The organism is uncultured Helicobacter sp., assembly GCF_937906905.1.
Classification (GTDB): Bacteria; Campylobacterota; Campylobacteria; order Campylobacterales; family Helicobacteraceae; genus Helicobacter_B.
Genome location: NZ_CALERY010000002.1, coordinates 194,016 through 209,699, shown reverse-complemented (window position 1 = coordinate 209,699; position 15,684 = coordinate 194,016). Strand labels below are relative to the sequence as shown.

Sequence of the window (15,684 nt, the reverse complement as noted above, 5' to 3'; positions counted from 1 at the left end):
GCTATTCGCTTATGCGTTTTAGGTAGGTATCTGTGCTGTTTATGATGAACTCTCGCAGCTCTTTTGGCTCTAGGGCGATGATATTTGGTATCCACATAAGCACCAAGGGCGCGATTTCCATAATACTTGTGATATGCAGTGTGATTTCTAGGCTGCCATCGGCTTTTTCCACTAAGTGCTGATTGGGGGAGATTTTCTTGCGTTTGAAGTATTTCGCCACTTTGGGATCTATCCATAAATGCACCATAAAGGGCTTTTTTTCTGGCACAAACCACGCATTAAGCGCATTATCCAGCCGCCCTAGCAGCTCATCGCTCACCTTCTCCCCCTGCCTTAGCTCGCACACATTGGCAATGCTGTTGAGATAAAACTTCTTCATCACGCTAGATTCTAGTCCTAGCAGATACCACTCGCCACTGAAGTTTAGGATTTTTAGCGGTAGGACTTCGCGCGGTGTGGAGGCTGGGACATAGGGGGCTTCGCTTAGGGCGTTTGGCTCTTTTAGAAAGTCAAAGCTAATGACTTTGCGCGTTTTTATGGCATTTTGCAGGAGTGCGATAGACTCTGCGGGAAGCGTGATCTCCTCTAAATTCGAGCGGGTGAAAAACAGATCGGTGCTGGTGGGGGCAGAAGTGGATTCTAGGGAGTCTAGGAGGGAGAGCATTTGGGCTTTGAGATTGCCGCTCATACTATGGGCGAAGCTTTTTAGCAGTGTTAGGGCGATAAATGAGTGTGCTTGGCTTGGGGTCGGGAGTCTGCTGCCTAGGAAGTGGATTGTATCCTTTTCATAGTGAAAATCCGCGCCCATCATCGCTACATCTCTGCGCAGGGTCCTTAGGCTTACGCCAAATTCTTGCGCTAGGGTTTTGGCACAGAGTATGCCGCTACTTTTTGGGTGGTAGAGAAGGGTCAGGATTTTGATAATGCGTGCGAGCCGCTGCGTGTAGTCGTGCTTGGGCATAATGCCTCCTTGCTAGGAAAGATGTTGCTATTGTAGGCAAATTTCTAAATCCTTGACAAGGTGTTGTCAAAGCTCTTGGCTATAACTCCGCTTAGGAATCTTGCTTAGGCAGATTCCACAAACCAAACAAAAGGAGTTCAAATGACAAATGTCAAACAAGTAAAGCAGCTCGCCAAAGGGCAATTCGCAGAGATTTATGCGCGCCTTGTAGGTGCAGAATATAGCGCAGAGATCACAGCAAGCCGTATCAGTCTATGGCACAGCGATTTTGATGAGAGTGATATGTGCTTTGTCATCGAAGCAGAAGTCTTTAGTGATAGCCAAGCGAGCTTTAGCGCGTATTTGTATCCGCACGATAAAAATCGCAAGCTAGAGTGCGCCAAAGCGTTGGAGGAAGTGCTAGGCGTGGAAGCGGGAGTGCTTGATGATGAGAGTATGGAGGATATGGAGTGGTATATTATGCTCAAAGAGTATGAAGAAGTGGAGATTGATGAGAGCCTAGCGCAGAAGTTTGGGGCATATTTTGACAAGATCAAAGACAAGGTCTATGCTTTCAACCAAGCAATCCAAGAAGATTTGCTTAAAGAAAATGGCTCTAAGTTAGATGGGTTTATTGACGCATAGGCTCTAGCCCACTTAACCATCTAGGATAGATTCAGCTTTGGGTAGGCAGTTTGCGCGTTAGTTTTTTACCAAAGAAGCTGCGCCTTGCTTTGCCACGCAAACGCTACCGCGCTTGCTCGCAATGACAAAAACGCCGCTAGTGTAAAAAAGTGGATTCTAGGAGCGAAGTTTCTTTTGGAGAAACAAGATTCTAAGATTTGCGGTGGGGCTGTGGTTGTTTTGCGCGGTTTTTGGGGTAGGAGTTACCTAGATCGGTAATGACTGCCCCAAAAACCGCGCAATCAATCGCATTGCTCACCCAAGACTGAATCGCTTGAAAAAGTGGATTCTGGGAATGAAGCACAAAGTCTAAACGAGTCGCAGGCGGCAGGATTTGCCGATGATTTTGTGGGTTGTCAAGGCGTGGGCGAAGGGATTTACCTAAGCGGAGAGCCAAGCCCACGCCGCAGACTCCCGCAAAAGCGCGGCAAAGCCAACGCCCTAGAATCCACTTTTGCGTGCGTCCCACCAAAGTGTAGGGCTAAAGTCATAGCTTGGCTGCACCTTAGGCATAGCGATATTATCCCAAATAGCTAGGCGGAAGCTTGGCAGGAAGTAGTGTGGCACGACTATATCCATATCAAGCAGCACGCGATCAAGCGTGCGCGTGGCGAGGACTAGCTGCTGCCTATCTGGCGCGTTAATGAGCCTATCTATCAAGCAATCTACAAGCGCGCTCTTCACGCCGCTGTAATTTCTGCTCCCTTGTGTATCCGCACTCACACTGCCAAAGAAATACCGCTGCTCATTGCCCGGCGATAAGCTCTGCGGGATAATGCCCACAATCATCTCATAATCAAAGCTTTTCACGCGGTTGGCATATTGACTAGAATCTAGCTTTTGTATCTCCATAGTGATGCCAAGCCGTGCAAGGTTTCTTGCATAGCGGATGGCTAGCCGCTCAAAGGCTGGGTTATCAAGCAGCAGGGTAAAGCGCAGTGGAATGCCATTTTTATACGCCTGATTATTTTGCACGACATAGCCAGCTTGCGCCAATAAATCGCGCGCTTTTTTTAAGCTCTCCCGCTCATCTTGTAAGGTCGGCGCGGTGGGGATAGTGTAGGGCTTTTGCAAGCGGTCCATAGAGCTAGAATCCGCTTTACACGCCCTTAAAAGCCCTAATTGCTCGCTGCTTAGGCTAGGCGTGGAGGCAAAAACAGAGTGGTTAAAAAAGCTTGTCGTGCGCTGATATTGGGAGAAGAAGAGATTGTCATTGCTCCATTCAAAATTAAACGCCAAAATCATCGCACGCCGCACAAGCGGATCATCAAATGGGGCTTTGCGCAGATTCATAAAAAAGCCCTGCATACCGCTTGGCAGGCTATGGGGGATCTCAAGCTTAGTGAAGCTAGCTTTATTGCTTTGCTTGCTCTGCCTATATCCATTTGCCCACACCTTTGCCGCGCTCTCAAGGCGGAAGTCGTATCTATGCCCCAAAAACGCCTGCAACGCCGCCGTATCATCGCGGTAATACTCATAGCGGATAATGTCGAAATTAAACTGCCCCTTGCGGCTAGGCAGACTCGCTGCCCAGTAGTTTTCATCACGCCTGTATTCTACAAGCTTGCCTACCTCATAGCGCGTGAGCTTATATGCCCCAGAGCCTAGCGGGATTTGCAAAGGGTCTTTGCCATAGGAGTTTTGCCCATCTCGCACATAGTAATGCTTAGGCAGGATACTAAGCTGCCCTAGGATTAGCGGCAGCTCTTTGTTCTCACTTGTGGTAAAGAAAAATGTAATGCGCCTAGAATCCAGTATTTCATACCCGCTAATATCGGCATAATACTGCTTATACAGCGGATTTTGGCGCATCATATCAAAGCTAAAGCCCACATCTTCCGCGCTAATCGCCCTGCCATCGCTAAAGCGCGCCTTAGGATTTATGGTGAAAGTTACGCTTTTATGATTTGGCGCGATGGCTACATCGCTTGCTACAAGGGCGTATTGCGCATAAGGCTCGTCCATACTCTGTGCCATTAGCGTGTCATAGACAAGCTCTAGCCCAGCGGCACTCTCTTCTAGACTAAAGGCATTAAGCGAGCTAAAGCTGCCTAGCGCGTAGGCTTTGAGCGTGCCGCCCTTTGGGGCGTTTGGGTTGGCATAGTCAAAGGCTTTGAATGTGCTAGTGTCGCGGTATTTAGGCGGCTCGCCAAGCGAGATAAAAGGCGCGGCGTGCGCCACATAAGCAAAGCAAAGAAGCGCAAAGCCCAATCGAGCAACACAGGCAAAGCCCAAACGGGCAAAGCGAGCAAAGCAAAGGAGAGCAACGCCTAGCCCCCATAGCGCAAAAGCTCTCACACAAGCCCTACAAGCTCTTTGGCTCTTTGGTAGGTGGCTTTGGCGATGGGGCGCACACGCTCTAAGCTTGTATCTAAGATATTTTGCAAATACGCCCTATCGCCACTAAGCTGCTTATAACGCTTTTGGATTGGCTCTAGTGTGGCTACTAGCATATCAGCTAGCTCAAGCTTTAGCGCGCCATAGCCCTTGCTAGCAAAATGCTCTTCTATCTGCTCTTTGCTCTGCTGGCTTAGGGCTTGATAAATGCTTAGGAGATTGTAAATCCCTGCGCGCTCTGTGTCAAAGGCGATGACCCCGCTAGAGTCCGTTACCGCCTTTTTGCATTTGCGCACAATGGCTTCTGGACTATCAAGCAGGAAAATCGCGTGGTTTTCGCCTTTGGCGGATTTGCTCATTTTGGATTCTGGGTTATCAAGCCCCATCACGCGCGCGCCAATTTGCGGGATTATAGGCTCTGGGATTGTGAAGCACTCGCCAAAGTCGCGGTTAAAGCGCGTAGCCACATCACGGGTAAGCTCTAAATGCTGCTTTTGGTCCTCTCCTACTGGCACGCCATCGACTTGATAGAGCAAAATATCTGCTGCCATAAGGGCTGGGTAGTTAAACAGCCCGACATTGATATTTTTGGGATTTTTTTGGGATTTGTCTTTGAACTGCGTCATACGGCTCATATCGCCCATAGGGATATTGCAGTCTAAAATCCACGCCAAAGCCGCGTGCTCATCGATTGCACTTTGGATAAAAAGGCTCGATCTCTCACTATCAATCCCACACGCTAGAAGCATTGCCACAAGCTCATAGGTCTTTGCCCTTAGCTCCTTGGGGTCTTGCTTTGTGGTAATGGCGTGAGAATTTACCACGCAAAAGATATTGTCATACTGCTCTTGGGACTCCACCCACTGCTTAATCGCACCCAAATAATTGCCTAGATGTATATCGCCTGTGGGCTGGATACCGGAGAAAACGCGCTTTTTGCCTGTTGTATTAGCTGCCATAAAAATCCTTTGTAATGTGTGAAAATAGGGGAGTTATGCGCTTAAAGGCGCGATTATATACCAACTCGTTTAAAGCCAGCATTAACTAAATATGGTTTATAATCGCGCCATCTTACACGAAAGGAATGGAGATGAAAGTTTTGAAATTTGTAAATTTTGGCGCGATTGCGAGCCTTGTGCTTGTAGCGATACTTGGGATCAACGGCTGTAAAAAGGGCTTAGGTGATAATGAAGCGATCAACGCTTCACTAGAGGGCGCACCTGCTTGGGTTACAGAATCTAATGACGACTTGCTTAGTGCCACAGGCAGCGCGAAAGTCAAAAACAACAATTTGAACTTCGCCACCACACAAGCAGGCGCAGCAGCACGAGTCGAGCTAGCCACGCAGATTTCCACACGCGTTGAGAGCAAGTATAAAGAGCTTGCCACAAGCGGTGAAGATAGTGTCAATCAAGAAGCGGTGCAAGCTATCCGCAATAGTGTCGATCAAGTGCTAGCAGGCTCAAAGATCACCAATAAATGGGTAAGCAAAGATGGCACGCTATGGGTGCTTGTCAAAATCCAAAAGCTAAACACCGACTTGCTAAAAAGCAATCTTTTAAACTCAAAAACCCTTGATAAAGCCGCAGCACAAGCACTCTCTCAAGCTGTCGATGAGATTTTAGACACTCCTGCTAGATAGCCACTTTTAGTGTGCTATGCTTCATATCATTCTCATAGAGCCTAGGATCCCCCAAAACACAGGGAATATCGGCAGGCTCTGTGTCGCTGCTAATGCCACACTCCACCTAATCCATCCGCTAGGATTCTGCCTTAGTGAGAAGTCTCTCAAACGCGCAGGGCTAGATTATTGGCAGTATTTGCAAAAATATGAGTGGGATAGTGTGGAGCATTTTTGGGAGAGCTATGGGGTGGATTCTAGGCATTTTTTCCTAACGACTAAAGCAGATAAGCCCTACTACCACGCGCGATTTGATAAAGAGTGCTTCCTCTACTTTGGGCGTGAAGATGCAGGTATTAGTGAAGAGATCTTGCGTGCCAATGCTAGCCAATGCCTAACAATCCCTATGGCAGCGCAAGCGCGCAGTCTTAATCTCGCCACAAGTGTGGGAATCGTGGCGTATGAAGTGCTACGCCAGCAGGGTGCTTGGGCGCACTTGGATTCTGGCGGGGGAGTTGCGCTAGAATCCAAGTGCGCTAGGCATGGACTCTAAAGAAACATCAACACAGCCTAAGCAGTATCCTTATGTTTGCTCAAGAAACTGCGCCTTGCTTGTTTGCTAAAAATTTGGATTCTAAATAATGGAGAGTAGATGAATATGATTCTGGTGAGTAGGGCTTTCTTGCGTTTGATTTTGGTGTTTGCGGTGCTATTTTGCGCGATTTCCCATGCTGCACCAGAATCTATCAGGCTGGATTCTACTTCTGCGGAGTCTATAGCACAATCCGCGCGCCCAGCACCTATGTCATCACATACACTAGATTCTCCAGAGCCAGAATCTAGCCCAAAATCCATTGCCCCCCCCCAAGCCATAAAGCTTATAGGTCTTATGGATTTTGGCATGCTGCTTGATAATCTCGAGGGCGAGAATACACTCTGGAGCACGCGCACACTCTGGGCGGTGAAGCTCGCTCCAGAGCTTGGGATTCTTTTGCGTGATAGGCAAGGGCTCTACCGCCATGGAATCTATCTAGGCGCATATGGATTGCAGAATATGGGCGAGACTCGTTTCCTCACTCGTGCTAATCTCACTGCCTACTATGCTTATCAGGGCGATAGGTGGCGTGCGTATGCGGGGATTTTCCCGCGTGCAAAACTGCAAGGCGAGTATCCACTGCTCTTTTTTCGCAAGGACTTTTTCTTTTTCCAGCCAAATACCAATGGTCTAGCCTTGCAAATCCCGCGCCAAAGCGATAAGAGATTCTCGCTTAGCGGGGAGTTTGTATTTGACTGGTATGGTGGGAATCTAGCTAAGCGCTATGATGAGTTTTTCGCGTTGGGCGAGCTTAGGGTAGATGCGCTCCGCTTGCTCTATGTCAAAGCCAATGCCCTGCTCTATCATATTAAAAATGCCCAGCTCCTAGCCCAAGATGGAGCGCTCAGCCCAAGCGACCCTGGCTCGCCTGATACGCAGCTGCTTGATGAGATTCTCTATAATGTGAGTGTGGGGCTGGATTTTACCCGCTTTGCAGAATCTACCAGAGTGCGCGCTCTAGAGAGAGCAGATATTAGTCTAAGTGCGCTAGGTAGCCTTGAGCGCAAGCGACGATCAAGTGCGCTTGGGGATTTTTATCTAGGTGCTGGTGGGGAGATTAGCGCGAAGCTGCAGTTTAGGGGATTTGGGATAGAGGAGAGCTATTATTTTGGTAAGCCGCAGATGCGGTATTTTGGTGAATATGGCGAGAGTATTTACAATGGCTTGCCATTCTACCAAGCAAGCAATCTTAATCGCCTTAATGCCTACTACGAATACAAAAACGATTTTTTGCGTGTGAATGTGGGCTTTTTATTTTATGCTTTTGACTCTACGCTGGCACTGCAGCAAATGCTGACATTAACGCTTGATACACAGAAAGCTTTCGCCCGCATTCGCTAGATTTGGGCTAGATTTGGCGCGCACTGGCGCTAGATCTAATTTAATATCGGTTTATTTAGGGGTATTAGAATATCTGCTTCAAGTTTCTGCCTAGGCTTTGAATCCATTTGAAGTTTGTTTCTGTGTTGTATGAGGATTATCATGAGTGCTACTATCGGTATTTCTGTCGTCGTGCCTTGCTATAATGAAGAAGTCTCGCTCCGCCCATTTCTGCAAGAAATCACAAAAACTATGGACGCACTTGTCCCAATCCTGCGAGAAAATCGCGATCTACTCCGCCAAACTCTAGCCCAGAATCTAAATTCTCCCGCCTTGTGCTCTTCTGCTTCATCAGCTAGTAGCACACAAGAATTTATCCCATATGAGCTAATTTTCATCAATGATGGCAGTCGCGATAGCACGCTTTCTATCCTAGAAGACATCGCCACTAGTGATGCTAATCCAAACCGCCGTGTGCAGGTGTTTTCATTCTCGCGTAACTTCGGTAAGGAGGCGGCAATCCTTGCAGGTTTAGAGCGCGCAAGTGGGGAGGGGGTTGTGCTGCTTGATGCAGATTTGCAAGATCCCCCAGGTATGATTGCTGATATGACTAGAATCTGGCTAGAATCTAGCAGGCAGACCAAAGTCATCTACGCGCGTCGCACCACTCGCGCCGGGGAGTCAAAGATCCGCGCTGCACTTAGCGAGGCGTTTTATAAAATCTCCAATTTCATCTCCGAAGTCAAGATAGAATCTGGCGTGCGGGATTTTCGTCTTATGGATAAAGAGGTTGTGCAAGCATTGCTAGAGATGAAAGAGTATCATCGCTTCTCTAAGGCGATGTTTGCGTGGGTGGGCTTTAAGCGTGAATGCCTTGAGTATGAGTATATCCCGCATTTTAAAGAGTCTTCAAGCTGGAGCTTTTGGAAGCTGTTTAAATACGCCATTGAGGGGATTGTAAGCTTTAGCACGATGCCACTGCGCATAGCATTTGTGCTTGGCTTTTTTATTTCAGCTTTTGCAGTGTGCTTTGGCATATATCGCATTATTGATACGATTTTATACGGCAATGCCGTGGCTGGCTATCCAAGCCTTATTGTCATCATTACTTTCATCGGTGGGATTCAGCTTATGCTGCTTGGAGTCATTGGCGAGTATATTGCTAGAATCTATGAGCAAGTCAAAATGCGCCCGCACTTTATCCTAAATACAAGGGCTACGCGCATGTCTGGGGCAGGTTCTGGTGCGGTGCTAGGCGTGGATTCTAGTGAAGCAGAATCCAGCAGCGCACCGCCTAAAAAAACACCACGCAAAACACAATCCCAACAAGGATAAATTCAACCAAAATAGGAGAGAAAAGTGGCACATAAACGCAATATTATCACGCAGGCTTTTAGGGAATTCAAAATCGCTTCATGGGCATTTTTTCATACGCAAGGCTTTTGGAAATACTTTCTCATCGCCTTTGGGCTCTATCTGCTTGGCATCTTTAGTCTTATCCGCGCTGATGTGTATTATATCGATGATCTAAATCGCTCTATCATCGGCTACAAAGAGTGGGATAATTTTTCGCGCTATATTAGCTACTATCTCTCGACATTTATGCACATGGATACGATTCTGGCAGATGTCTCGCCTTTGACGCAGCTTGTCGCCATAGCGTTTTTGAGCTTTGCTTCGCTGATTTTGGTGTGGAGTATCCGCGAGATTATCTGGAAAAATGAGCGATCCCGCTGGGAAGCGAGCGAAGAACCATACAAAAAACGCCTCACTACCCTTGCTGTCATTGCCTCATTACCTATTGGGCTTTCTCCATACTTTCTAGAAGAGCTTTCTTTCAAATATGACTCGCCCTATATGGCACTCTCCGTGCTCTTTAGCGTCATGCCTTATGTCTTTGTCCATCATATCCGTGCGTATATCCCAGTCTCGATTCTCGCCTCGCTTGGTATGTGTATGACCTATCAAGCAAGCAGTGGGATAGAGATTATTCTCACGATATTTTTTGGATTCATTATGTGGAACCAAACAAATGCTGGGCTCAAAAAGACTTTCACATTTATGGGGGTATCATTTTTAAACTATGCTATCGCACTAGGGATTTTCAAGGTCTTTATTATGCACCCATTCGCTCACTCGCAAGCTGGCACTTCGTCCTACCCGCTAAGCGAGCTACCAAGTGGATTTATCAGCAATATGCAAATGTATCTTGGCTACTTGTGGAGCGACTTTGACTGGACAGGGGTGAAAATTTGCTTTTTCGCGCTTATGGGGGTGTTCCTACTCTCTATCGCCTATCAGTCTAAGCGCAATAAGATTCTAGCTTTGCTGCTTGGCGCAGTAGTGCTAGCATGTGGGATTATGCTCTCTTATGGCGTGTATTTGGTGCTTGCAGAGCCATTGCAACGCCCGCGCGCGTTTATTGGGATTGGCGTGTGGAGTGCGGCGATGGCAATCTATGTGGTGAGTGCGTGGCGAGGCTGGGCGTATAAGCAAGAAGACACGCGCCAGACAAATTCCAATGCCCTTGTCTCTCGCCCCTTTTATGCTCGCTCGTTTTTTGTCGCTTCAGCGGTTGTGGTTGGGTTTTTCTCGTGGTCGCTCATTGTCTTTGCTAATGCGTATGGCAATGCCCTATCGCAACAAGATAAATACCAAAATTTCCGCCTAACGATTTTGCTGCAAGATTTGGTCAATGTAATGCCTAAGCAAAAAAGCTATAAAGACTACACCTTTCGCATAAAGGGTTGGATCACTGCTTCGCCTGTGCTAGAGAACTCATCTAAGCACAACCCCCTAATGAAGCGACTTGTGAAAATCACCGATGGCAAATATTGGGTGCGCACGGCGATGAAGCACTATGGCTGGGGCGATGTGCCAGAGGAGCAGCCGCAAGTTGTTGTCGATGCGGAGGACTTTGAAAAGCTAGCAGAGAATCCCAAGTGTAACCCAGCCACCGCAGGGCGACTCAAAGCGCGCGTGGATAATATATTCCACCTAATAGAAGTCTATCCAGAATGCACGATTATCGAGCTAAAAGGCAAAGACAAATACCCCCACGCTTTTGAAGAAGAGCTTATGCGCCAAGAGGAAGAAAAGATGAGAGAAGAGAAAATGAAAGAAGAAAAGATGAGAGAGGAAAAGCCCCAATCGCGCGAACTTAAGCGAGCAAAAGTCTAGCGACTACTAGAATCCACTTTTAAAGGAGTTTGATGAAACAAGTAGCGATCAACGGCACAGGGCGCATAGGGCTCTGTGCGGCTAGGATCATCGGCAAGCGCGATGATATGGAGCTTGTGAGTATGAATACCACCGCAAGCATAGATACGCTGGTGCATTTACTGCGCTATGACTCTGTGCATGGCAGATATGATGTAGAAAAGCTCGATGAGACTACGCTAAAGATCGGCAACTCCAAGCGCGTCAAAATCCAAAGCAATCGCGATATAACCGCGCTAGATTTTGGCAGCGCGCAAGCTGTGCTTGAATGCACGGGCAAATTTAACTCCCTAGAAAAGTCCCGCCCCCACCTAAAAGGCAATGTCAAAAAGGTCATTATCTCCGCTCCTGCTGATAGCACACCTACCTTTGTCTATGGGGTCAATGAGCAAAGCTACAAGGGCGAGCCTATCATCTCTAATGCCTCTTGCACCACAAACTGCCTAGCCCCTATCGCCAAAGTCTTGCACGAGAATCTAGGCATAGAATCCGCCCTTATGACGACAATCCACAGCTACACCAACGACCAAAATCTCCTAGATGTCAAGCACAAAGATTTGCGCCGAGCGCGCGCCGCAGCCCTAAGTATGATCCCCACTTCCACCGGCGCGGCAAAGGCAGTAGCCCTTGTGATCCCAGAGCTTGCGGGCAAATTTACCGGCTATGCTATGCGTGTGCCTACACCTGATGTAAGCGTGGTGGATTTAAGTGTCAATCTCTCTAAGCCCACAAGCAAAGATGAGCTAAACGCGCTTTTTGCCGCACAAGCTAAAGCAAAGCCCCAGATTTTCCACATCGATAATGATCAATGCGTCTCAAGCGATTTTATCGGCGCGCCTTATAGCGCGATTATCGTGCCGGATAAAACGATGGTGCTGCACGAGCGATTTGCCAAAATCCTTGCGTGGTATGATAATGAGTTTGGCTACACCACGCGGCTTGTGGATATGGCGGCGTTTGTGCTAGGGCGTTAAGGTGCGGTTATGATTAGCTTCCACACTTCCTATGCCAAAGTGGATTCTAGCTCTGTGCTTGAAGCTATCAAGGCAGAATCTAGCAGTGGAGCAAGCGGCTACTACAAACTCCCCTTTGACACACTTGCCCTAGAATCCGCTTTAGCATATAGCACGCGCGAGTATTTTTCTCCTATCACAGATCTTGTCATCATCGGTGTAGGCGGTAGCTCACTAGGGGTGCGTGCGGTGCAAGCGGCTTTGGGGCATTCTTGCAGGGGTTGTGCTAGGCGCGTGCATTTTTTGGAGCATACAGATCCCTTTGAGACAAGCCGCGTGCTAGAATCCATCGCGCTACAAAACACGCATTTTTTGCTTATCTCTAAATCTGGCACGACCATTGAGAGCATTTCTCTAGTGAAGTTTCTTATCACGCATTTTGATTTACTAAGCAGCGCAAACAAGCGGCATTTAGCCTGTATCACAGACTCTGGCTCGCCGCTAGAGAGCTTTGCCAAAGCACAAGGGCTAGAGTGCTTTACAATCCCTGCTAATGTGGGGGGGCGATTTTCGGTGCTATCTTTAGTGGGGCTTGTGCCTTTGAGCCTGCTTGGGCTTGATATTAGCGCACTTTTGCAGGGTGCTAGGGCGATGATGGAGAGCTTTTTTGCTGGCAAAGAGGGGCATATCATCGATAAAGCCGCCTTTCTAGCCAAGCACCACAAGCAGTATCCCATAAGTGTGCTGTTTTCTTATGGGAGTGTGTTTAGTGAGCTTAATCGCTGGTTTGTGCAGCTCTGGGGGGAAAGCTTGGGCAAAAGTTTGAGCCAAGCGGATTCTAGTAGCACGCAGGGCGTGGGGCTTACACCTGTGGGGCTTGTGGGCAGTATCGATCAGCACTCATTCTTGCAGCTCATCGTGCAAGGGGCGCGTGATAAGGTGGTGAGCTTTTTGTCTTTAAGTGATGAGTGTGATAAGGTGGATTCTAGTAAGGATTCTGGCTTTATCGTGCCGCATTGTCATCTAGCAGGACTAGAATCCACCGATTTTGTCAATGGCACGCCATTTTTACGCTTGCTCAATCTCCAAAAGCAAGCAACTTTAGAGACGCTAGAGTCGCTTGCTATCCCCACAGATTCTATTACGCTAGAGAGGTTAGATGCGTGGCATATCGGCGCGCTTGTAGTGTATTTCGAGCTTTTGACTTCTTGCACGGGGGTGCTGCTGGGGGTGAATGCGTATGATCAGCCTGGGGTGGAGTTGGGGAAGCAGAGGTTAAGGGGGTATTTTTTGTGAAGGCTGGATTCAGCTTTGCGCGATAAATCTTTGATTGCTTCGCCGCGCTGCGTCGATAGACACTCGAGTCTTATCTCCTTGCGCGGCTCGCAAAGCAAAGATTTCTCATCGCAAATCTTAGAATCCCAAAGTGGTTTTACAAAACAAGGTGAAAACAAAAAGCCCCAATTCTTAGAATCCCAGAGCGGCTTACAAAACAAATTACAATAAACAATCAGCCGAGATTGACAAACAGCTACAAATCCTAGAAAGAAGAAAAGGGGCTAAGAATCAAAGCAACTCCACCCCTAGAATCCACTTTTCAAAAGTGGATTCTAGGGGAGTGTGTATTTTCCGTCATTGCGAGACACTGCGGCAGCAGTGGCGTGGCAATCCATAAAAAGGATTCTAGGCTAGAATTCTCGTTTAAAAATAAATTCTCAAGGAAGCAGTAATGCCAAACAACGCCCAAGCCCTAGAATCCTCGTTTGACAAAACCGCCAAAAGTGTAAAGCCACCACAAAGCGAAGCTTCTTTAGAAAACAAGCGTAGCGATGCAAGCGTAGCGCAGCAGGTTTCTTTAGAAAACAAGGGATACCACTCGGCGTTAGCCGATGTTTCTTTAGAAGTGGATTGCCACGCCGCCACTAACGCGGCGGCTCGCAATGACGACAAAACCGCCACAAGTCAAAGTGCAGCTTCTTTAGAAAAAGTGGATTCTGGGGGTAACGCCCAAAATTTAACCACGCTGCAGGCGGCAGGATTTTGCGATGATTTTGGGGGTTTTCAAGGTGGGGGCGAAGGGATTTACCTAAGCGGTAATGAGCAAGCCCCCGCCGCAGAATCCCCCAAAAGCGCGCAAAAGCCAACGCCCATAGCAATAGCTTTTCTAAGTGTGTTGTATAGTGGTCGATCCCCCAAAGCCCCCGGCACCGCTGGCAGCGCACTCTCCGTGCTACTTGGGCTGCCCATTTTGCTCTACTCTGCGCAGACGCTTTTCCTGCTTGCGTGCTTGCTTGGGATAATCGCCGTGCGTGAGATTGATAAATGGGAGGCATATAGCGGCAAGCACGATGAAAAGTGGATCGTCATCGATGAGCTTGTGGGCGTGTGGCTGGCGATGGCGATTATCGGCGCGGTGGCTGGGTGTAGTGTGTCGCTGATGATTCTGGCGTTTGGGACATTTCGGCTCTTTGATATTTGGAAGCCCTCGATTATTGGGCGTGTGGATAGGAAGCTTAAAGGTGGGCTTGGGGTCGTGCTAGATGATGTGCTAGCTGGGCTTGTGGCTGGGGTGTTTAGCCTTGTTGTGCTAGCGATTCTCTCACGCTTTGGGGTTGATTTAAGCCTATGGTAGCAGAATCTAAGCGTGCTTTAGTGCTAGGTGGTGGTGGGTCAAAGGGTGCGTATCAAGTAGGCGCGTATAGGGCTTTGCGCGAGCTTGGATTCTCATTTAGCCTTGTTACAGGTGTATCCATTGGCGCGCTAAATGGCGTGATGATCGCGCAAGGAGACTTTGATAAAGCTAGCGCGTTGTGGGAGAGCCTTGATGTAGAAAAAGTCATAGGCAGTGGCTTAAATCTCACTACTGATATGGACTATTATTTTGACAACGCCCAAAAGCTCCTGCCATTTCTCAAATCCTACTCGCAAAATAAGGGTATGGATACCGCGCCGCTGTGGGAGATTATCACCACACATTTGGACTATACAAAGCTTGCTAGCTCGGCTATGGACTTTGGGCTTTTGTGTGTGGAGGTGCCTAGCTTCCAAGCTTGCGAGCAGACCACATCTAGCTTGACTAAAGAGAGTCTTCCGCATTGGGTGATGGCTTCTGCTTCGTGCTTTCCGGCGTTTCCTGTGTATGAAATTAGCGGGAAGAGCTACATTGATGGGGGGTATTATGATAATTTGCCCATCGATTTAGCCTTCAAAATGGGGGCGAGTGAAGTCATCGCCATTTCCTTGCATAATGACTTTGTAACCAAATACGATAGCAATCCGCTTGTGCGCCATATCCGCCCCTCGCGCTATCTAGGCACGATGCTGGACTTCACGCCGCAATCCATCTCGCGCAATATGCAGCTAGGCTATTTAGACACAAAGCGGTATTTTGGCTCTCTTGTGGGCTTGCGCTTTGCGTTTATGCCTTTAGATGAGGTGGATTCCAGCACCTTTAGCGCGCTCTCAAGCAGGCTGCTTGCTAGCCTTTTGGCAAAAGAGCTTGACAAAAACGCTCTGCCTAGTAGCACTCTAGCACGCTTTGGCACACAGCTTGCAAGCACAGGGCTAATTTCTAAGCTCACTTCTACCACGCCATTTTGCGACCTCCTTTTAAGCACGCTTAAGCCCTACAACGCCCAGCGCATAAGCCTAGAGCAGCTCACCCTTGCCCTGCTAGAATCCTATATGCAGCTTATGGGCTATGATGAGACAATGATTTATAACGCACAAGAAGTGTTTGCTAAAGCCAAGCGCGACCTAGCTCATATCACCCAAGGCATAGCACTAGAATCTAAAGTGGATTCTAGTGCTATGCGAGAAATCGCGCGTGCCTATGCGATTTTGCAAGACAAAAAGCCAGATACTTCGCTTTTTGATGAGTTTGGCGAGAAGCTTTTATGCGCTATGCTGGCTTTTGCGCTAGCTTATGAAGAAAGTGCTAGAATCTAGGCTTGGGATTGCTTTAAGCAAGCAAAGGAGCGCAAGCGTGCAACTAGATTCTAGCGTATAAGGGGGC

At 48.1% G+C, this 15,684-nt stretch carries 14 protein-coding genes; 10 read left to right on the top strand and 4 right to left on the bottom strand.

Annotation, left to right across the window (positions count from 1 at the left end; genetic code table 11):
- Window position 1 precedes the first annotated feature (1 nt).
- Window positions 2-961 (bottom strand): WYL domain-containing protein, encoded by a 960-nt coding sequence (locus tag Q0171_RS01035; protein WP_299325763.1) that lies wholly within the window; start codon window positions 959-961, stop codon window positions 2-4.
- A gap of 141 nt (window positions 962-1,102) precedes the next feature.
- Here Q0171_RS01035 and Q0171_RS01030 point away from each other — a divergent pair, with 141 nt between their 5' ends.
- Entirely contained in the window at window positions 1,103-1,585 is a 483-nt protein-coding gene (locus tag Q0171_RS01030) for a hypothetical protein (RefSeq protein WP_299325761.1), read from the top strand.
- A 190-nt stretch (window positions 1,586-1,775) separates the two neighbouring features.
- Here Q0171_RS01030 and Q0171_RS01025 read toward each other — a convergent pair whose 3' ends face one another.
- The 3 genes from Q0171_RS01025 to trpS all read right to left on the bottom strand — a co-directional run bounded on the left by Q0171_RS01025 (window position 1,776) and on the right by trpS (window position 4,920).
- Complete coding sequence (locus Q0171_RS01025) at window positions 1,776-2,027, bottom strand: hypothetical protein (RefSeq protein ID WP_299325760.1); 252 nt, start codon at window positions 2,025-2,027, stop codon at window positions 1,776-1,778.
- A 38-nt stretch (window positions 2,028-2,065) separates the two neighbouring features.
- Window positions 2,066-3,835, bottom strand: a complete 1,770-nt coding sequence (locus Q0171_RS01020; protein ID WP_299325884.1) for an extracellular solute-binding protein — start codon at window positions 3,833-3,835, stop codon at window positions 2,066-2,068.
- Window positions 3,836-3,918: 83 nt separating this feature from the next.
- Window positions 3,919-4,920 (bottom strand): tryptophan--tRNA ligase, encoded by a 1,002-nt coding sequence (trpS, locus tag Q0171_RS01015; protein ID WP_299325759.1) that lies wholly within the window; start codon window positions 4,918-4,920, stop codon window positions 3,919-3,921.
- A gap of 131 nt (window positions 4,921-5,051) precedes the next feature.
- On the opposite strand from trpS, the gene Q0171_RS01010 reads away from it, so the two are divergent.
- The 9 genes from Q0171_RS01010 to Q0171_RS00970 all read left to right on the top strand — a co-directional run bounded on the left by Q0171_RS01010 (window position 5,052) and on the right by Q0171_RS00970 (window position 15,617).
- On the top strand, window positions 5,052-5,603 hold the full coding sequence (locus Q0171_RS01010) for an LPP20 family lipoprotein (protein WP_299325758.1): 552 nt from the start codon (window positions 5,052-5,054) through the stop codon (window positions 5,601-5,603).
- A gap of 16 nt (window positions 5,604-5,619) precedes the next feature.
- Window positions 5,620-6,135, top strand: a complete 516-nt coding sequence (locus tag Q0171_RS01005; protein WP_299325756.1) for a tRNA (cytidine(34)-2'-O)-methyltransferase — start codon at window positions 5,620-5,622, stop codon at window positions 6,133-6,135.
- 99 nt (window positions 6,136-6,234) lie between these two features.
- Entirely contained in the window at window positions 6,235-7,518 is a 1,284-nt protein-coding gene (locus tag Q0171_RS01000; RefSeq protein ID WP_299325754.1) for a hypothetical protein, read from the top strand.
- A 141-nt stretch (window positions 7,519-7,659) separates the two neighbouring features.
- Window positions 7,660-8,832 carry a glycosyltransferase family 2 protein gene (locus Q0171_RS00995; RefSeq protein ID WP_299325752.1) on the top strand — a complete coding sequence of 391 codons (1,173 nt, stop codon included), beginning with the start codon at window positions 7,660-7,662 and terminating at the stop codon, window positions 8,830-8,832.
- Between the two features lie 24 nt (window positions 8,833-8,856).
- Window positions 8,857-10,677 (top strand): glucosyltransferase domain-containing protein, encoded by a 1,821-nt coding sequence (locus Q0171_RS00990; protein ID WP_299325750.1) that lies wholly within the window; start codon window positions 8,857-8,859, stop codon window positions 10,675-10,677.
- Between the two features lie 29 nt (window positions 10,678-10,706).
- A complete protein-coding gene (gene gap, locus Q0171_RS00985; protein ID WP_299325748.1) occupies window positions 10,707-11,690 on the top strand; it encodes a type I glyceraldehyde-3-phosphate dehydrogenase in 984 nt (327 codons plus the stop codon).
- A gap of 9 nt (window positions 11,691-11,699) precedes the next feature.
- Window positions 11,700-12,965: a glucose-6-phosphate isomerase gene (locus Q0171_RS00980; RefSeq protein WP_299325746.1), complete on the top strand. Its 1,266-nt coding sequence runs from the start codon at window positions 11,700-11,702 to the stop codon at window positions 12,963-12,965.
- Window positions 12,966-13,818: 853 nt separating this feature from the next.
- A complete protein-coding gene (locus Q0171_RS00975) occupies window positions 13,819-14,301 on the top strand; it encodes a phosphatidylglycerophosphatase A (RefSeq protein ID WP_299325883.1) in 483 nt (160 codons plus the stop codon).
- Window positions 14,295-15,617: a patatin-like phospholipase family protein gene (locus tag Q0171_RS00970; protein ID WP_299325744.1), complete on the top strand. Its 1,323-nt coding sequence runs from the start codon at window positions 14,295-14,297 to the stop codon at window positions 15,615-15,617. The genes Q0171_RS00975 and Q0171_RS00970 overlap by 7 nt, the downstream gene beginning before the upstream one ends.
- The last annotated feature ends 67 nt before the right edge of the window (window positions 15,618-15,684 follow it).